The organism is Ignavibacterium sp. (genome assembly GCA_032027145.1).
Taxonomy (GTDB): Bacteria; Bacteroidota; Ignavibacteria; order Ignavibacteriales; family Ignavibacteriaceae; genus IGN3.
This window is the reverse complement of the sequence record JAVSMP010000001.1, coordinates 2,601,054-2,619,108: the sequence shown is the minus strand read 5'-3', so window position 1 is coordinate 2,619,108 and position 18,055 is coordinate 2,601,054. Positions and strand designations below refer to the sequence as shown.

Annotated in this window: 12 protein-coding genes and 1 tRNA gene; 4 read left to right on the top strand and 9 right to left on the bottom strand. The window is 32.6% G+C overall.

Annotated features, from left to right (window positions below):
• Window positions 1-61: 61 nt before the first annotated feature.
• The 3 genes from pbpC to ROY99_10950 all read right to left on the bottom strand — a co-directional run bounded on the left by pbpC (window position 62) and on the right by ROY99_10950 (window position 8,359).
• Window positions 62-2,389 carry a penicillin-binding protein 1C gene (gene pbpC, locus ROY99_10960; protein ID MDT3696898.1) on the bottom strand — a complete coding sequence of 776 codons (2,328 nt, stop codon included), beginning with the start codon at window positions 2,387-2,389 and terminating at the stop codon, window positions 62-64.
• 27 nt (window positions 2,390-2,416) lie between these two features.
• Complete coding sequence (locus tag ROY99_10955) at window positions 2,417-7,867, bottom strand: MG2 domain-containing protein (protein ID MDT3696897.1); 5,451 nt, start codon at window positions 7,865-7,867, stop codon at window positions 2,417-2,419.
• A 138-nt stretch (window positions 7,868-8,005) separates the two neighbouring features.
• Complete coding sequence (locus ROY99_10950) at window positions 8,006-8,359, bottom strand: MGMT family protein (protein MDT3696896.1); 354 nt, start codon at window positions 8,357-8,359, stop codon at window positions 8,006-8,008.
• 74 nt (window positions 8,360-8,433) lie between these two features.
• Here ROY99_10950 and ROY99_10945 point away from each other — a divergent pair, with 74 nt between their 5' ends.
• Entirely contained in the window at window positions 8,434-9,444 is a 1,011-nt protein-coding gene (locus ROY99_10945) for a glycerophosphodiester phosphodiesterase family protein (protein ID MDT3696895.1), read from the top strand.
• Between the two features lie 7 nt (window positions 9,445-9,451).
• Here the strand turns inward: ROY99_10945 and ROY99_10940 are convergent, their stop codons facing one another.
• From ROY99_10940 to ROY99_10915, 6 genes are all read right to left on the bottom strand, one after another.
• Complete coding sequence (locus ROY99_10940) at window positions 9,452-10,969, bottom strand: hypothetical protein (GenBank protein MDT3696894.1); 1,518 nt, start codon at window positions 10,967-10,969, stop codon at window positions 9,452-9,454.
• A 17-nt stretch (window positions 10,970-10,986) separates the two neighbouring features.
• Window positions 10,987-12,024: a peptide chain release factor 2 gene (gene prfB, locus ROY99_10935; GenBank protein MDT3696893.1), complete on the bottom strand. Its 1,038-nt coding sequence runs from the start codon at window positions 12,022-12,024 to the stop codon at window positions 10,987-10,989.
• A gap of 63 nt (window positions 12,025-12,087) precedes the next feature.
• Window positions 12,088-12,423: a hypothetical protein gene (locus ROY99_10930; GenBank protein ID MDT3696892.1), complete on the bottom strand. Its 336-nt coding sequence runs from the start codon at window positions 12,421-12,423 to the stop codon at window positions 12,088-12,090.
• On the bottom strand, window positions 12,424-13,791 hold the full coding sequence (locus ROY99_10925; protein MDT3696891.1) for an acyclic terpene utilization AtuA family protein: 1,368 nt from the start codon (window positions 13,789-13,791) through the stop codon (window positions 12,424-12,426).
• Window positions 13,775-14,704, bottom strand: a complete 930-nt coding sequence (gene miaA, locus ROY99_10920) for a tRNA (adenosine(37)-N6)-dimethylallyltransferase MiaA (protein ID MDT3696890.1) — start codon at window positions 14,702-14,704, stop codon at window positions 13,775-13,777. The genes ROY99_10925 and miaA overlap by 17 nt, the downstream gene beginning before the upstream one ends.
• Complete coding sequence (locus tag ROY99_10915) at window positions 14,692-15,330, bottom strand: protein-L-isoaspartate(D-aspartate) O-methyltransferase (GenBank protein ID MDT3696889.1); 639 nt, start codon at window positions 15,328-15,330, stop codon at window positions 14,692-14,694. Before ROY99_10915 ends, miaA begins: the two co-directional genes overlap by 13 nt.
• Before the next feature lie 87 nt (window positions 15,331-15,417).
• On the opposite strand from ROY99_10915, the gene ROY99_10910 reads away from it, so the two are divergent.
• The 3 genes from ROY99_10910 (at window position 15,418) to ROY99_10900 (ending at window position 18,028) form a co-directional block, all read left to right on the top strand.
• Window positions 15,418-15,936 carry a DUF5698 domain-containing protein gene (locus ROY99_10910; protein MDT3696888.1) on the top strand — a complete coding sequence of 173 codons (519 nt, stop codon included), beginning with the start codon at window positions 15,418-15,420 and terminating at the stop codon, window positions 15,934-15,936.
• A gap of 134 nt (window positions 15,937-16,070) precedes the next feature.
• The gene (locus ROY99_10905; protein ID MDT3696887.1) at window positions 16,071-17,834 is read left to right on the top strand and encodes a T9SS type A sorting domain-containing protein; all 1,764 of its coding nucleotides are present in this window, start codon (window positions 16,071-16,073) and stop codon (window positions 17,832-17,834) included.
• A 121-nt stretch (window positions 17,835-17,955) separates the two neighbouring features.
• Window positions 17,956-18,028 (top strand) — tRNA-Gly (locus ROY99_10900).
• Window positions 18,029-18,055: the final 27 nt, after the last annotated feature.

Sequence of the window (18,055 nt, the reverse complement as noted above, 5' to 3'; positions counted from 1 at the left end):
TGTTGTAATAAATTATTTATCATATTTTTTGAAAGTTAAATACTTAATCAAACTACGGTTCTTAATACTTTTTTACATTTATAACAATCTTAACTGATCTACCCTGATCATCCATACAAACAATAGTATGTTTTCCTTCATCAAATCTGTGAAACACCTTTTCTGAAGAACTTGCTCTTCTGATTAATTTGTCATCAACATACCAGTAAACTTGTTTTGCCTTATAATCTGCAACAGCTTGTAGAGTAATTTCCTGCGGATCATTCCGATCAATAAAGTATTCAAAATTCTCAGATGGAGAAATTATTTTAAGTTCACCGTCATATTTTAATCTTGCACATTCAGGATTATGAAATGGAACTTTATCATAATTAATAAACTGCTTTTTGATAAAGTCTTGATATTCTACTTTGTAAACTGTATAAATTTTCTTTTTATAATTACTAGTGGGTAAACACTCAAAACAATATTGAATACTCTCTTCTTCATTTACAAATACTTCCTGATGAATATCACAATAAGAATTATGAGAGCGGTCTTCAATAGCAATATCGTTTATCTGTTCTTTACAAAATTGCAAAGGCAGCAGCCCTGATTCAGAGCAGACTTTCCGGGTAATAACTTTTTCAGGTTTATCAAACCATTTAATTCCACTGTTATAATCAATTGCATTAAACAACTCTGCTAATAAAGGTAATGCTGCATCTGCACCAATCAAAAAAGGTGATCCATCATTATTAAAATTACCAACCCAAACAACTATCGTATAATTTGGATTAAAACCGGCAGACCAGGCATCTCTTTTACCATAAGATGTTCCTGTTTTCCATGCAAATTTTGGCAGTTTAGAAAAATCAATTCCGGCATTTATATCATTACGGCTTAGCCCTGAAAGTATATCTGCTATTAGATAATTTGTTTCTTCCGAGAAAATTCTTTTTGTCTCATCATCATTCTGTGTTTTTGTGTATTTAAGTGTTTTAAATATTCCCTTTCTTCCAAAAGTTGAATATAGATTTGTAAGCTCTTCCAGGGTTACACCACAACCGCCGAGTATCATTGATAATCCTAATTTATTTTTTTGTGAATTCAGTTTTTTGAATTCAAGGCTATTTAATAGCTCAATAAATTTATTTACACCTATTTCATTTAGCAGATTTACTGCTGGAATGTTTAGCGAATTTACAAGCGCATATTGTGCTGTTACCATTCCGTTAAATTTCTGATTAAAATTCTCCGGTTCATATCCGCCAAATTCCATAGGAACATCAAGCATTTTTGTACCAGTAGTTAAAAAACCCTGTTCAATCGCCTCGGCATATAATGCAGGTTTTAATGTAGAACCTGGAGATCGTACAGCTAAAATCCCGTTAACTTCTCCTTGATTTTGTTTATCAAAAAAAGCTGCTGAACCACAATAAGCAACCACTTCAGATTTCATATTATCAACTACAATTACAGCTCCGTTAGAAATATTTTTATCACGTATCCTGTTTATGTAATTAAATAAAATATTTTCTGTTATTTTTTGTACGTTAAGGTTCAATGTTGAAAACACCTCATCATCTTCTTCCTTATTATAATTCTTAACATAATTAGAAAAATGAGGCGCATAATTTCTCATGTTATATCTCTTCTGAACAATCGGCTCATTAAGTGCATCTTTCAAATCAGTTTGACTGAAGATATTTAACTTCATAAATCTCTTGATCCAATAATCCCGCTGTGCACCAACACCATTATTTATTCTATCAAGACGTAGTTTATTCGGGTTAGCAGGAATGATTGAAATCAATATTGCCTGTGAAAGACTTAAAGTATTTGGGGGATGATTGAAATAAAAAAAGGAGGCTGATTTTACACCTTCAATATTTCCTCCCAAAGGAAGATGACTGAGATAAATACTTAGTATTTCTTTTTTTGAGTAATGAACCTCAAATTGAATTGATCTGAGTGCTTCTAACATCTTATTGATGATCGTTCGCTTTTTCGGTTCAAGGATCCTTACAACCTGCATTGTAATTGTTGATGCACCCGTTACAACTTTACCTTGAGTTAAATTTTTTATCCCGGATCTTATAATTGCAAAAAAATCAACACCCCTGTGAAAAAAGAAGTTCTTGTCCTCTTTGGTAATTATTGCTTTGATAAGATCAGGTGAAACATCCTCAATATTTGTTCTTAACCTCCACTTATGATCTTCAGTAAGATATGCAGTTAAAAGAGTTCCATCAGAAGCATAAATAGCTTTTGAATATGGTTTTAAATCAGGTAACGGAAATAATAAGTCGAGTAAGAAAAGGAAAACTATCAGAAATAATATTAATAAGAATAGTTTTTTTTTCTTACTCGTATCAAAAGCTTTTTTAATGAAAGCAGTATAATCCATAAATATCCTGCTTAACCAATAATTTGATTAATTCTTTGCATTAACTTTAATTGTGCCTGCACCGTTATAAGAGTGATAATCTCTGTCATACATTGCTTCAGCACCAATTACCGGTAACTGAAAAGTCCCCTGACTTACAGCTCTCAATAAATAGAAATACTCAGTCCATCTTGTTTCAGCATTAGTGAAGATAATCAACCGGTCATCCCTAATATCAAGTGAATTAATTCTCATCGGGAATTTTGATACCCAATCAAGTTTTGTGCTTGTACCGAGTCTCGGATTATCAATTTCAAATCCTGCCGGAACTATATCAGTTATTACAACATTTTCTGCACTTTTATCAATTCCCGTTATAGAAATTTTACATATTATCAATTCGCCTTGTGTAAAGTTACTGTTTGTTATATGAGATTTTGTTTTGAAGCTATAATACTCTCTTCTGACTCTTAGATTTGAATCTTCTTCTTTTACTTTTTGATTAAGTTTTATCCCTTCAGTACTCCAGAAATAAAATAATTCTCCTTTTCCACTGGCTTTCAGTGTAACCTTAGCCTGGTTTAATGCAGCATCTTTTATATTAATATCACTGCCGGTGTAAGATTTAATAACTTTATCATTAACAATGACATCAATTTTCATATCAGTTGCTGAAACATTTCTTGCGGCTTTACCAAGAGCTAAAAATACAAATGCGTTTTCTTGTGTTGAGTATGCTCTATCAATCTTGTTTACCAGATATTTAGTTATTGTCGGAACTAGTTTATTTGAAGGCTCGGTATCCAGTAAAACGTTTAACATAATTGCATTTGCTCTTACATCAGAATCAAAGCTGCCACCCATAGTTCTTTCAGGATGAACAGATTGAAATGAATTAGGAATAATTTCATAGTAAGAATTCCATTTACCTATTGCAGCATAAGATCCGGCAAGTAAATATTTTGAATCTTCAGAAAGAAGATGCATCCTGGCTTTGTAATAGTTCATTGTAGAGATATCTTCTTTTTTAGCAAGGGCAAGAACATAAAGTGAATAAAGTATTTCTTTACTGGCAATCTTTGTTATTGTCCTTTTGTTTTCAACTGAATAAGTTACATAATCATAGGTTGATGGCTCTTTTGCTTTTTTGCCGATATACGATAAAAGATTATTTAAGACAGTCTCAGAAACATTATACTTGGCTTTACGGGCTTCGATAAGAAAATGAGCTGCATAAACAGTTGCCCACCAATTTGAGTAATTATCTCCCTGCCAATACGCTATCGAACCATCATATAACTGCATTGACTCAATTTTCTTAATTCCCTCTTTTACATAATAAACAGGATTAGTTGTTTTGTAATATTCCGGCGCAGCAAGTTTTGCAAGATCTTCAAAATACAGTTGTGGAAAAAGTCTCGAGACAGTTTGCTCGGCACAACCATAAGGATAGCCAATCAGTGCTTTTAACTGTTTAGCAAATTTAATTGCCGGAAACTTACTGATAGTAAGCATTGTATTTTGAGTATTGGCAAGAAAATCTTTAGGGATGTTTATAACTTTAGTTTCACCTGCTTTTATACTTCCGTTTCCTGATTCAACATACAAAGGAGATATTGGTTTAACAGCAATATCAATTTCTTCTTTAGCTTTTGCATCTCCGGTTACAGTAAAGATAATTTTAGCAGCTCCGATTTCGGATTGTGCATTAATCCCAAATGAAACAAATGCAGAAGACTTTGGTTTAATCTTTACATTCATTTGTGATTCACCATCAATTTTTAATGGTCCTTCAACATTCAGATTTATCTTAATATTCTTTTCATTGTCTGTTGTATTAAGTAAAGTAACAACTGAATTTAGTTTATCATTTTGTGATAACGTTCTCGGAACCTGCGGTTCAATTATTATATCATCAGCAACAAGCATATTTTTTTCTGCACTTCCAAAACTTTGATCAGAATAAGCAACTACCATCAGCCTTACATTTCCGTTAAACTGCGGAATGTAAACAGGAATATTGATATTCCCGTCATTACCTGTTGTTTTTATTCCGCTCCAGTATGAAAGAAGTTTAAATCTTTTAACTGTTATCGGATTTACTCTTTTCTCTAATGGGCTTTCAGTTCCGTCACCGCCGGTTGATGATGATTTTTTGAACTCCGGTAACAGCAATTCGTAAAGATCATAAGATGAAACACCTAGAGGTCTTTTTGCAAACATAAATTCAAAAGGATCCGGAGTTTCATAATTTTTTATCTGTAAAATACCTTCATCAACAGCAGCCAATGTTACTTTCAATTTTTTTGACTGATTGGTCTTTATGGTTATAGTCTGGGTTACATTTGGTTTAATCTTATCAGGTGCATTGATCTTAATATCAATTTTATTTTCATTTTTAATTACACCTAAAGAAGTAAATCCATGACCAACAAATAATGGTGATTCCTGATCAGATGAATGCTCCTTAAATAGTGTAGCTGTTACATACACATTCGGCATAAATTCATCTTTTAGTTTAACACTTAACTCGACAGATTTATTTTTAACATCAACGTATTCATAAGAATAAACATTATTTCTCTCGAGCGTTACTAACATTTTACCTGAAAACGGACATGTAAATAGAAGTTTAGCTGTTTCACCGGGCTGATATTCCTTTTTATCGGGTGTAATTTCAACTCTGCCTTCTCTATCAACTTTAAATGAAGTTGATGTTGAACTGCCCCATCCCCAGGCATAAAAATTCCGGGCTACAAACTCGTCGCTATCTTTTTTATAAACTCTTAACTCATACTTTCCGGATTTGCTTACTTTAAAACTAAACTGAGTTTTTTCACTTATTGATATCTCTTTTTCCCACTCACTGATATATTTTTCTTCTGAAGTATAATAATATTTTCCTGAGCCATCTTTTTTTAATACTGTCTGCCACTCAAGTTTAAAGAGTTTTGCTTTAGCACTAAAACCTTGAATTATCTGATCATTGGAATTAACAGCAATAAGATCAAAATTAATTTTTTCATTTACATTGAAGTAATCTCCACCTGGTTTTATACCAATAAAATAATCTCTGGTGTAAATACTAAAATCAACAGACCTGTTAATGGTTCTCCCTGTAGGATCAAAAACACTTACAAAAGCAGTTGTATTTATATATCCGCTGCTGCTTAGTTTATCAGGTATCTGAAGTTTATCAGTCGCTTTACCGTCTTCATCAAGTTTTCCTTCTACATTAATATCATTCATAGAAGAATTTTTTATTGATGTTCTACTGAAACTATAGACGGGGTAATTTTTGCTTTTATAAGGCAGATGACTGAACTTGTAATAAATCTGGTAATCTAATCCAGAACCTTTTGCGCCATAAAGATATTCTGCCACAATTGATAAATTAACTATTCCATTGGGTAAATATTTCTGTTTATCGGTTTTAACATCAGCACGTATTTTATCCGGAACAAATTCTTCGGTACTAAAATAATAAGACTCGATAAATTGTTTGCTTCCTGAGTAAACTTCAGCAGCATATTGACCAGTTTGAGCAAATACAGGCAGATTAAATTTCAGATCAAAGGCACCCTGCTCATCAATGTCTTTTTTAAATTCATCAAAAATTTTTCCCGAGGGATTAATAATCTTAATAATTAAAGGGAAGTCTTTAATTATTTCAAATTTTTCATTTCTCAAAATACCTGAGATATTCACGTCATCGCCAGGTCTGTAAAGATTTCTAGTACCGTATAGAAATAATTTATAATCAGCCTGGGGCGTTGATAAACCGCCAACATCAAATCTGGAAGTATTCACTTTTGTTTTACTGAAGTTCAGGAAATTATAATCATCATCTTTTTCCACAATAACTAAAGAAGGTTCAAACCCCTTTATTGATTCATCTTTTAAATTGCATTTTAAAATTCCATTTCTATCAGTAATACCTTCAAATAATTTCTGATTATTTCTTGAAATAATTTTTACAGTGGCGCCGCTTACACTTTCTGTGGTGTTAATCTGATTCACAAATACAATTATCTCATCGCTGACACTTTTTGCAATTATTCCGAGATTTGATAGTGAAATTATTTTAGAATCACTTATATATCTTTTATCAGCTGACCTTACTGTAATAACATAGATGCCTTTAAACTGTTTATTAAGTTTCTCTTTTATATCAAGATTAACTTTAGTGAGGAGATTATTTTTGTTATCTATTTTAACTTTTTCAGTAAAGATTTGTTTGCCATAATTTCCAATTGAATATGAGTTACCACTGGAGTAATAGTAATCAGTATAATCATATTGATCATCATCATAACTATCATCATAATAGCTGTCATAATAATAATCGCCACCGTAATAATTACCGGAATAGCTGCCATTCAAGAAGTGTATAAGATTATTATCAAACACCTGCAAGTAAGTTACTTCCATCTCTTTTACATTTACAGCATCTATAACAAGTTTCTGACTTCCGCCTCTTAAAAGATACAGCCCATGTTGATCATTGAATCTGAGTGAAGGTGTAACATTAGCTAAAACAATATCCTGGCTAAATTCACTTTCGAGTTTTCCGCCGTATAATCCAGGCATACCGGACTTAATTGTAAGGCTAACATTTTGCTGAGTAAATTTTAGTAATTCCAATCTGATGTTGTTATCATTAATCATTATATCAAAATCAATTTTAGGTTCTAATACAATAAATGATTTTATATTTTCTTCAACTTTCTGAGTAGTATATATCTCTATCCAGGGAGTTTCACCAGAAAATCCTGAGGTAACATCAGTAATAACCAGTTTTGTAATCGGCGGTAATTCACTGTCAAAAGTTCTTTCATCCTCTAAGGGTTTCTTTCCATAGACAGAATACAAACCTTTTTTAATCTTTATACTGAATAATTGTTTTTTATCTTTCTGTTTAACTTCACCAAAATTTACTGCTATGACATCTGAAATCTGTTCAGAAACTATCTGATAATTATCTATCACTTGTCCATCATTTTTTACTTCGATCATACCTTGTAATTTTTTTGGATCAACTGGATAATTAAAAACAATGTTTGCCTGAACACTTAGTTTATAATCCTGATGAGGAATATTTGTCCAGAAATACTCTACTTTATTTACATCAAAATCCGGAGTGTTAAATGAAAATTTTTTAAAATCTGAGTTTAGTTTTGTATTGAATAATACCTTATCGGTTATAATAGCAGTGTATTTTTGGATTGGACTCAGCTGGCTTTCAGCAGAAAACACTAATGTATTAGCTGAGGACCACATAAATTTGCCATTAATCTGCGGTTCAAATTCTATAAATTTGGTATCAATCCATTGACCGATCAATTCTGCAGGCGCAAGATCGTGTGAAAATTCAATAGTAAAATTTGAAAGTTGTTCAATTTTTCCTTGCGGTGAAAATGAAATTACTTCAACATTATTAAATGAACAGCTAAATACTATTGCAATACTAATAACCGCACTAAAAATAATGTGTTTCATAAGAACCCCTCTGAAAAGATAAGATATTGAATTTATTAAAATCTAAAACGGATATGTTAAAAGTCTTAAATCAGTTTATCTAAATACAATAATACACTGTAAAAGTTAGTTAATTAAATATTTGCAATCAATCAATTATCACTTTTTCTTTGGTTTCCAAAGATGCTTATCCAGTCTTACACAGCCTTTTTCATCAAACTCAATTCCTTCGCTTCGTAAAAGTTCTTCCATCAGATTGGGATCTCCAAAATGAAATTTTCCTGTTAATGCTCCATAACGATTGACAACACGGTGAGCCGGAATATCAGATGCACAACCGTTTAATGCCCAGCCAACTGTTCTTGCAGCAGAACGAATCCCACAAGCTTCAGCGATGTCGCCATAAGTTGTTACTTTACCATAAGGAATCTTTTTTGTGATCTTATAAACTTTATTAAAAAAATCTTTGTGTGTTTGATCCTTTTTCTGGGTTAACTTCTTTTTCTTTTTCACAATGTAAATGATTTATTTTTATCTGATACTTTAATGCAATAATTTTGAATGCAAAATCACAATAAAACATAATTATGGCAAGTTTAAAACGAAGACTATTAAAATATCTGATATGGTTTAAAGAACTTTTTAGATTTTGTCCGATAAGTTATTCTAAAGTTGATAGAGATAATCTATTTCTGATTTGCGGGCATCGCGGATCTCCGGTTAATGAACCAGAAAATACTATTCCCTCTTTCGAGCGTGCTGTCAGAGAAGGTGCAAATTCACTTGAAGTTGATATTTGTATAACAAAAGATAACGTGGTTATACTTTGGCATGATTGGAATCCGGATGATTTAGTAGCGTTATTAAGAGAAAAAGGTCTTGAACCAGAAGTAGCTTACAAACCTGATTTTCCTGCACCGTTTAGTGGATTTAGAAATAAAACATCAGAGTTGACTTTACAGGAGATGCGAAAACATTTTAACTATATTAAAAAAGGTGAATCATTTCCCGTCAATGCACATATCCCGACTTTAAAAGAGTTTATTATCTGGCTTAAAGAGAAACCCCAAGTACAATTTGTCTTTCTTGATATAAAAGTTCCTAAAGATGAAAAAGAATTAATTTTAGTTATCCTTGAACAATTAGATACGTATAAGAATGAATTCAATTTGAAGACTAACTTTATAGTTGAAACTTTCTTTCCAGAAGTACTGGAAATTGCAAAAAGTAAATACCCGGACTTAAATTATAGCTTGGATGTTGAAATCCCGCCAGGTTTTATCTTTATGCCCAAAATACACAGCACAATTAAGGTTGCCGCCAAAAATAATAACAATGTTGCAATTATAATGAGACCGCGTCAAATTACTATTGCTAGTTGGATGACTTTTAGAAGAGTTATTTGGTACGATGTTAGGAGGAGATTAAAACTGAATAGAACTTTGAATACACAGAAAATAGATTTTCTTATCGGGTGTACAATTAATGATAAACGTGAAATGGAATGCTTGATTAAATCGGGGATAAATGGAATGCAAACCGACTATCCAAGAAGATTAAAAAATCTTGCAAATCAGTATAACTTAAAGGCAAAGTAAAAAGATTTTATTTTTTTATCATTACCAAAGTTTTATTGTCTTTAATTTGCTTATCAAATATTTGCCAATCCTGCTTCAGATCAGATGAAGATATACCGTCAAACCACTCCTTCCATTCAATCAGTATGGAAATATTCTCGCTAGCAATATAGTTATATAAATAATTACCTTTAACTGCATTTAATGCTTTGTCGTTAACCTTACCATCAAGATTTATAACGTTATCGAAAAAAAATCCTGATATTCCGCTTTGAGCCATTCCGACTTTTTCGTTATTAAAATTGTTTTCTTTTAAAAAAGATGTTCTTAAAGCTAAACTGGTTATCTGTTTTGGATAATGGAAATAATATCCGGTATTTAAGAAGAATACCAGCACAACGATTGTTATAAAGCTGTATTTGATTTTTGTTGTTCTGTTTTCAAGTAAATTTAAAATCAGTAAAGCTAAAAATGGTATGGCAATCAATATATGGACAGATAAATATCTGAAAAAGAAATATGGTTGCGATGCAAATAGTAAGTACACAACTGAAATAATAAAGATTGCAACAGACCAGAATTTTATAACCGGTATTTCAAAAAACTTTTTAACGAATACTTTTTGGTATTTGTACAAATATCCGATGAAGATTAGTGTAAAGAAATAAATTATTACCGATTGAGTATAACCAGAATGCAGCCATGGTAGATAATTACTAAATATCGAATAAAAGAACTGATCAATACGATATGAAAACTCTATACTTATCAATCCTGTTTGAACAGATGCAGAAGAAGGGATTATACTTTGTTGAGTAATAAAAACAAAACAAAACCATGGAAGAATAGTGAGAAATAATATCAGCAAAATCAGAGCAAATTCTTTTTTGCCTAAAGCTCCGGTAAACAATAAAGTAAATAGTACCGATACAGCAATAAGTATAAAATCAATTCTTGCTAAAACTGTTAATCCAAGTACAAATCCAAATAGAGATATCTGACTTAAATTTTTCTTTTGTTCAGTAATTTTTTTAGTCAGAATCATCGCAAGAACAAGAAAAGTCAAATATATCCCTGTTTCCAATCCATTGAACAGGTTAAGAAGTATTTTAAAATTAAAAAGAACCAGCAGTAATATTATGATCAACAGAATATTATGATGTTCTTTCCTTTCAAACTGCTTTGTTAAGTGATAGATGAAAAATGATAACAACAATGCAGTAAAACCTGAGATCAGAATTACAAAACGCAAAAAAGTAATTTTATCACCTCCAAAATCAGAGATGATAAAAGCAAATAATGAAAGCAGAAAAACATATAATGGCTGGAAACCGGTTGTCGGTTGATTAAAGTTATAAGTTATTCCCTTCCCTGTTCCAATATTCCATGCAATCTTTAATGAATAAAACCCATCTTCAGTTAATGGTCTTTCTGACAGATATGGGAAATATGAGTTGTTAAATTCAGAATCTGGAAAATTACCTTTTGAGAAAAGTGATAAAACAATCACATATAAAATGAATATTAAAAGAAGAGTATATTTCATAAAACTTTGTAAAAAAGTTACTGGTTATTATTTTTTAACAAGTAAGCTTTAATAAATCTTTCGAGCTCACCATCCATCACTCCCTGTACATCAGAAGTTTCTTCATCAGTTCTGTGATCTTTTACCAAATTGTATGGATGAAAAACATAACTTCTTATCTGGCTGCCCCATTCAATTTTCATTTTATTCTTTTCAATTTCATCTTGTTCAGCGGCTTGCTTATCTAATTCTAACTGATATAACCTTGATTTTAAAAGTTTCATAGCATTTGTTCTGTTCTGAAGCTGAGATCGTTCAGTTTGGCAAGCAGCAACTATTCCAGTCGGGATATGAGTAATTCTAACAGCAGTTTCAACCTTGTTTACATTTTGTCCGCCTTTACCACCGGAACGATAAGTATCAATTCTAAGATCAGCAGGATTTATATCAATCTCTATTGTATCATCAATTTCCGGAATTACAAATACAGAAGCAAAAGAAGTGTGTCTCCTTTTATTTGAATCGAATGGAGAAATTCTGACTAAGCGATGAACTCCGTTTTCAGCTTTAAGATAGCCATAAGCATATTCACCTTCAACTTCAACTGTTGCTGATTTAATCCCCGCTCCATCACCATCCAGCATATCAAGAATAGTCATTTTAAATCCATTCTGTTCACCATATCTTAAATACATCCTCAGTAGCATATCAGCCCAATCCTGCGCTTCAGTTCCACCTGCACCGGAATGAATAGTTAATATGCAGTTTTTATTATCATCTTTTCCACTGAGCATATTTTTAAACTCAGCATCTTCAATTGCCTTATCTAATTTATCTAATTCTGCATTTACCTCATCGTAAAGAGTTTCATCATCATCCATCTGTGCAAGTTGAATAAGTTCATCAACCTCTTCAGCTTTTTTGTTAACTGATTTCCAGAGGTCAATCCAGGTTTGAAGCGTTTTAATCTCCTGAAGAATTTTTTGTGCATTCAGTTGATCGTTCCAGAAATTGGGTTCTTCAGTTTTTCTATGAAGTTCTTCGGTCTTAGCTATTTTGCGGTCAACGTCAAAGATAGCTCCGTAAATTATCTATCCTAACTTTATAATTATTCAACGATTTAATCTCTTCTTCGTACATTATATCTCCAAATTATTATTTTCAATTTCTAATTCCATTCTGAGTAAAGCTGCTGCTAAAGTTTTTCCCTGTGCATCGTGTTTTAGTGAAACTGTTCCACCTCCTCCAAGAGTATTGTGCAACAAAAAATTCAAGGCTCTTAGGTTTGGTAATTCAAACCTTTCAACTTTGCCAAAGCATATTCCTTCAAAATGTTTTTTAACTTTTTCTGCAGTAAGATATTTATTGATAAAATTATATCCATTATCATCATATGCAATTATACCTACATTAGCAGCATCACCTTTGTCGCCGCTTCTTCCATGAGCTATTTCAATCAACTTAATTTTCCTCATTTATAACTCCATAATTGTGATTATAGGTTTTACAAATTTGTTATCAATAAGTGCAGGCCAATAAGCAACAACTTCGCTAGGCTTAGGCCTTCCTCCGGCAAAACCGGTAACGCTTGGCGGTCCTGTTAAAATAAGCGGAGCAATCTCCTTACCAAATCTTTCTACAGAGCTGTAATCATGCGATCTTACACCAATTCTTAAAACGATTTCATTTATTTCTTCTTCATCAAGTTCTTTAGCTAATGGTCCGTGAGTAGAATTGTAACCTACAAACTCTGTTCTTATTTCATCAAACTGCAAATTAAGATTAGCTAATCGCTTGCGTAAAATTTCATCAGCGGCTTTTGCTTTAGTAAGTGCCTGTGGCCAGGAATAAGTTAACGAAGATATTGCACTGAAACCATCAGCATAGGAACATGAAACCTTGTAGAATTGAGTTTCGGGGAAACCTTTAACATCAAATACTTTTACTTTATCATTTCCCAGATCCTGCAGTTTAATAGATGTAAAATCAGCAACACAATCCGGAGTGATATAAGATTTCGGATCACCTATTTCATAAAGTAATTGTTCTGCAACTGTTTCAAATGAAACTCTGCCTCCTGTATTCGGATGCTTTGTTATAATTACATTACCGTTGGGATAAGCTTCTGCAATTGGAAATCCAATCTCGGCAAAATTTGGTATTGATTGCCAATCACCTAAAAAATTTCCGCCGCTTGATTGGGCACCACATTCCAGTATATGCCCGGCAACAGTACCGGCAGAAAGCAAATCGTAGTCAGTTTTTTTCCAGCCAAATTCATAAATCATCGGAGCAAGAGTTAATCCTGTATCTGTTGTTCTTCCGGTAATAATAATATCAGCACCTTTTTCAAGTGCTTCTACGATCGGGAAGGCACCAAAGTAAACATTTGCACTTAAAATTTTATCTTTAACCAATTCAATTGGTTCATCTGTTTCCATATTTTTTAATTTTGCGCCTTCATTAATTAATTCATCAAGATTATCTTTAATATTATCACCAAGCACTACACCAATTTTTAGTTTTTTTATTCCAAGATTTTTTGCCGTTTGTAGAACAGCATTTGCACATGCAACAGGATTAACTCCCCCTCCGTTTGTTATTACTTTAATATTATTTTCTTTAATAATCGGAAGAATTCTTTTCATCAAATCGGGAATATCTTTTGCATAACCAAGTTCAGGATTTTTATTCTTCTGTTTTTGCAGTATTGACATAGTTACTTCAGCAAGATAGTCCATTACAAGATAATCAATATCGCCTTTTGTAACTTGATGATACGGCGCATCGATTAGATCTCCCCAAAATCCTTGTCCGGATGCAATTTTAATTTTTTCTTTCATTTACTTCCTTTGCAATTTTTTCAGCAAGATTATTTAAATCACTTTCATCATTAATATTAAACCATTTAATTCTTTTGTCAGCTTTAAACCAAGTCATCTGCCTTTTAGCATAATGTCTTGTGTTTCTTTTTATAAGCTCAACAGCTCTTTTAAAAGTAATTTGATTGTCAAGATATTTTATTATTTCTTTATAGCCAACAGTGTTCAATGCATTCAGTGTTCTTGAATATCCCATATCCAATACAGTTTTAACTTCATCAATCAATCCGGTTTCAATCATTTTATCAACTCGGGTTTCTATATTATTATAAAGAATTTCTCTTTGCCAATTTAACCCAATTTGATTAAAAGAAAATTCCCTTTCAGTTTGTTGACTCTGATAATGCTGCCAGATTGGTTTACCGGTAAGTTTAAAAACCTCAATAGCCCGGATTACTCTTTTCCAGTTTTGCGGAAGCATTTTTTCAGCGCTTACCATATCAACTTTTTTCAGCTCGTTATACAGATACTCATTTCCTTTTTTATTTCGAAGTGCAAGTAATTCTGCTCTCAATTCAGAATTTGTATCAGCAGAATCAGCTATTCCATCAATCAATGCTTTTATATATAATCCTGATCCGCCGACTACGATTGGAATCTTCTTTCTCTCAAGAAGTTTTTTAATTATCTCAACGGCATCTACAGCAAATTTGCTTGCATTATAATCCTGATCAGGATTTATTTTATCAATTAAATGATGTTTAACTCTATTTAATTCTACCCTTGCAGGCTTTGCAGTTCCAATATCAAGAAGTTTAAAAATCTGTCTGCTATCAGCAGAGATTATCTCTGAATTGATTAGTTCAGCAAGTTTTAAACTTAATTTAGTTTTCCCGGAACAAGTTGGTCCAACTATTACAATTACACTTTCCAACCTTCTCGTCCAATCAAAGGAACAAAAGCAAATTCAGGAATTACTTCAGAATCAAATTCGGTATCAGATTTTTTTATCAAAAGATATAGTTTTTGTGAAACACGATCACCAACAGGAATAACCATCCTGCCTCCAATACTTAACTGATCTTTTAATTTTTGCGGTACGGTTGGTGAGCCGGCAGTAACAATTATTCCATCAAAAGGTGCAAACTCTGTCCAGCCAATCGTTCCATCACCATATTTTGCATGAACTCTTATTCCCAGTTTATCAAAAAGTTTCGCAGCCCGATGATGTAAATCCATATTCCTTTCAATACTATAAACATCACATCCCATTTCATCCAAAATTGCAGCCTGATAGCCTGAACCAGTTCCAATTTCCAGAACTTTTAAACCAGGTTTTTTAATTTTCAATAATTGAGTCATAAAAGCTACAGTATATGGTTGAGATATTGTTTGTTCATATCCAATCGGCAATGCTACATCTTTATATGCAAAATGACGCATAGTCTTTGGGATGAACTTTTCTCTTTCAACACTTCCAATTGCTTTAATTACTGCTAAATCAGAAATTCCTTTTTTTGTCAATTCATCTACTAATTCTTCACGTTGAACTTTAAACATTTTAACCAAGTTTTTTTTTAGATTTACAAAGCAAAGATAAAACTTTTTGTAAAAGTAACTTAATACAATAACAATAATACGGTTATAATGTTAGAATCAGTTTTCGGTGCGCTTTTAATAATGCTGATGCGTATTTGTGATGTCTCAATCGGTACAATGCGTACAATACTTGTTGTTCAGGGGCGTAAATATCTTGCAGGACTTGCCGGTACAATAGAAGTATTAATATGGGTTTTTGCAATCAGATATATATTTCAAAATCTTGATCAGGTCTTAAATCTCTTTGGTTATTCTATTGGATTTGGACTTGGAAATATTCTTGGAATTACTCTTGAACAAAAAATTGGATTAGGATTTGCCCAGCTTAATATCATTTCCAAAATCGCATCTGAAAAAATTGCAGATATTCTGCGAAAAGAAAAATACGGTGTTACTCAGCTTCCTGCTACAGGTGTATCCGGTGATGTATCTTTATTAGTTGTAATTGTTCAGAGAAAAAATCAGAAAAAAGTAATCTCGCTGATAGAATCAATAGATCCCAAAGCATTTATTACTGTTCAACATTCTTTACCCTATAGGGGATTTATTCATGGAGTAAGAAAATAATATTTAAAAATTCTTGATGTTTGTTTTTAAATTATTTAATATCAATCAGAAATTAAAATAATTTACATCTTTTTAGAAGAAACTATTTCAATCTTTTAAATAACTATATCAACTAACATAACCATGGAGTACTTATGAAAAAGTTAAATACCTTTTTCCTCTTATTATGCTTTTCTGCTTTTTCTTTTGCACAAAATTTTTCAGTTCTTCAGAACACAAAGCCGGGCGGATCTCCAAATGTATCTGAAACGCTTGTAACAATTAATTATGATGGCAATAATTCAAATGCAATTGGCGATGGAGGAACGACTTTTATTGGCGGCGCAAGATTCACTACCGCAATCTTAGGTCCTTTAAGTAGTGGTGAACTGCAATTTGTTCAATTTTATTATGCTCAAGCTGCTACAGGTTTAACAATAAAAATTTATGATACCGGTACATCATCCGCTCCTGGTGCACTTTTATTGGATCAGCCTTTGAATTTATCATCTTTAACCATGCCAGGATGGAACGAAATTGAATTAAGCACTTATATTCCAATTACAGGTAATGATTTATGGATATGTTTAGAAGTTGCTGATTCAACTGGAGCAAATTATCCTTTTGGATGCGATGCAGGACCGGGAAACCCGGATGGTGATTGGGTAAATGATACTGGAGTATGGGAACATCTATCAGGTTTTGGCTTAAATTATAATTGGAATATTCGTGGAGTTGTTGAGGATTCTCCGGTTTCTTCTTCAATTCTGTTTGCCGATAATTTTGATTCCTACACTGCCGGAACAGGATTAGCTGCTCAGAACCCTTCATTCTGGACAACCTGGGATGGTGGTGCCGGTCAAGACCCGTTAGTTTCCAATGCTTATTCAAACAGTTCTCCAAATTCTGTAGTTATAATTCAGGATAATGATTTGGTAAAAACTTTTGGATCTACACCATATTCAACAGGAAAATATAAAATCAGCTTTTACGCATATATTCCTGCAGGTAAATCAGGATATTTCAATACACTTGCTCTTTTTGATGGTAATAATACTAAATGGTCAATGGAATGCTATTTTGATCTTGGTGGAAATGGCAGAATGTTTGGCGGATCTTCTACAGCAGTTACTTTTACCTGGCCTATAGCAACCTGGTTTCCTGTAGAGGTTAATGTTGACCTGGATGCTGATCTTGGTATAATAACAATTAATGGAAATTCAGTTCTTAGTTGGCAATGGTCTCTTGGTGCAAATGGTACAGTAACGCCAAAAACTTTACACGCAAGTGATTTCTTTGGTGATAATGCTAATTGCCAAATGTTTATCGACGATTATGCAGTAGAAGATCTCAATGTTGTTCCGGTCGAACTTTCAGCTTTTACAGCTAATGTTAACAAAAACACAGTAACACTAAACTGGACTACTGAATCTGAATTAAATAATAATGGATTTGAAATTCAGAGAAAATTTGCTGATGATCAGTTTATTACAATTGGAATAGTTCAAGGTGCAGGCACAACTACCAAAAGAACTCACTATTCATATACAGATGTAGATTTAGTTGACGGAAATTATTCATACAGACTAAAACAGGTTGATTTTAGCGGAGCTTTTGAATACAGTGATGAAATATTTGTTGAAGTTAATGCCCCGACTATATTTGGAGTTGCACAAAATTATCCAAATCCCTTCAACCCAACAACAAATATTAAATACTCTATTACAGAACCATCATTAGTTAAATTGGCAGTTTATAATATGTTAGGTGAAGAAGTTTCAGTACTAAAGAATGAGTATATGACTTCGGGAACATTTAACGCAACTTTTGATGCTGCATCATTACCAAGTGGAATTTATATCTGCAAGCTGGAAACATCATATGCTGTTAGTGCGATTAAAATGATGTTGATGAAGTAATTCTTAATTGCATTTTTAGAAAGAGCCGCTTATTGCGGCTCTTTTATTTTAAAATATTGCAAAATAAACTGCTGGATATTATATTTCGCCCACGTTTTTTGATTTGTTGATTAATTTAATTGCGGGAATAGCTCAGTTGGTAGAGCGCAACCTTGCCAAGGTTGATGTCGCGGGTTCGAGTCCCGTTTCCCGCTCAAAATCCACTTAGGTGGATTTTTATT

Bases quoted from the DNA above. Each gene is read 5' to 3' on its own strand.
- pbpC (MDT3696898.1), bottom strand. From the start codon at position 2,389: ATGGATTATACTGCTTTCATTAAAAAAGCTTTTGATACGAGTAAGAAA.
- ROY99_10955 (MDT3696897.1), bottom strand. From the start codon at position 7,867: ATGAAACACATTATTTTTAGTGCGGTTATTAGTATTGCAATAGTATTT.
- ROY99_10945 (MDT3696895.1), top strand. From the start codon at position 8,434: ATGGCAAGTTTAAAACGAAGACTATTAAAATATCTGATATGGTTTAAA.
- ROY99_10940 (MDT3696894.1), bottom strand. From the start codon at position 10,969: ATGAAATATACTCTTCTTTTAATATTCATTTTATATGTGATTGTTTTA.
- ROY99_10930 (MDT3696892.1), bottom strand. From the start codon at position 12,423: ATGAGGAAAATTAAGTTGATTGAAATAGCTCATGGAAGAAGCGGCGAC.
- ROY99_10925 (MDT3696891.1), bottom strand. From the start codon at position 13,791: ATGAAAGAAAAAATTAAAATTGCATCCGGACAAGGATTTTGGGGAGAT.
- ROY99_10915 (MDT3696889.1), bottom strand. From the start codon at position 15,330: ATGTTTAAAGTTCAACGTGAAGAATTAGTAGATGAATTGACAAAAAAA.
- ROY99_10910 (MDT3696888.1), top strand. From the start codon at position 15,418: ATGTTAGAATCAGTTTTCGGTGCGCTTTTAATAATGCTGATGCGTATT.
- ROY99_10905 (MDT3696887.1), top strand. From the start codon at position 16,071: ATGAAAAAGTTAAATACCTTTTTCCTCTTATTATGCTTTTCTGCTTTT.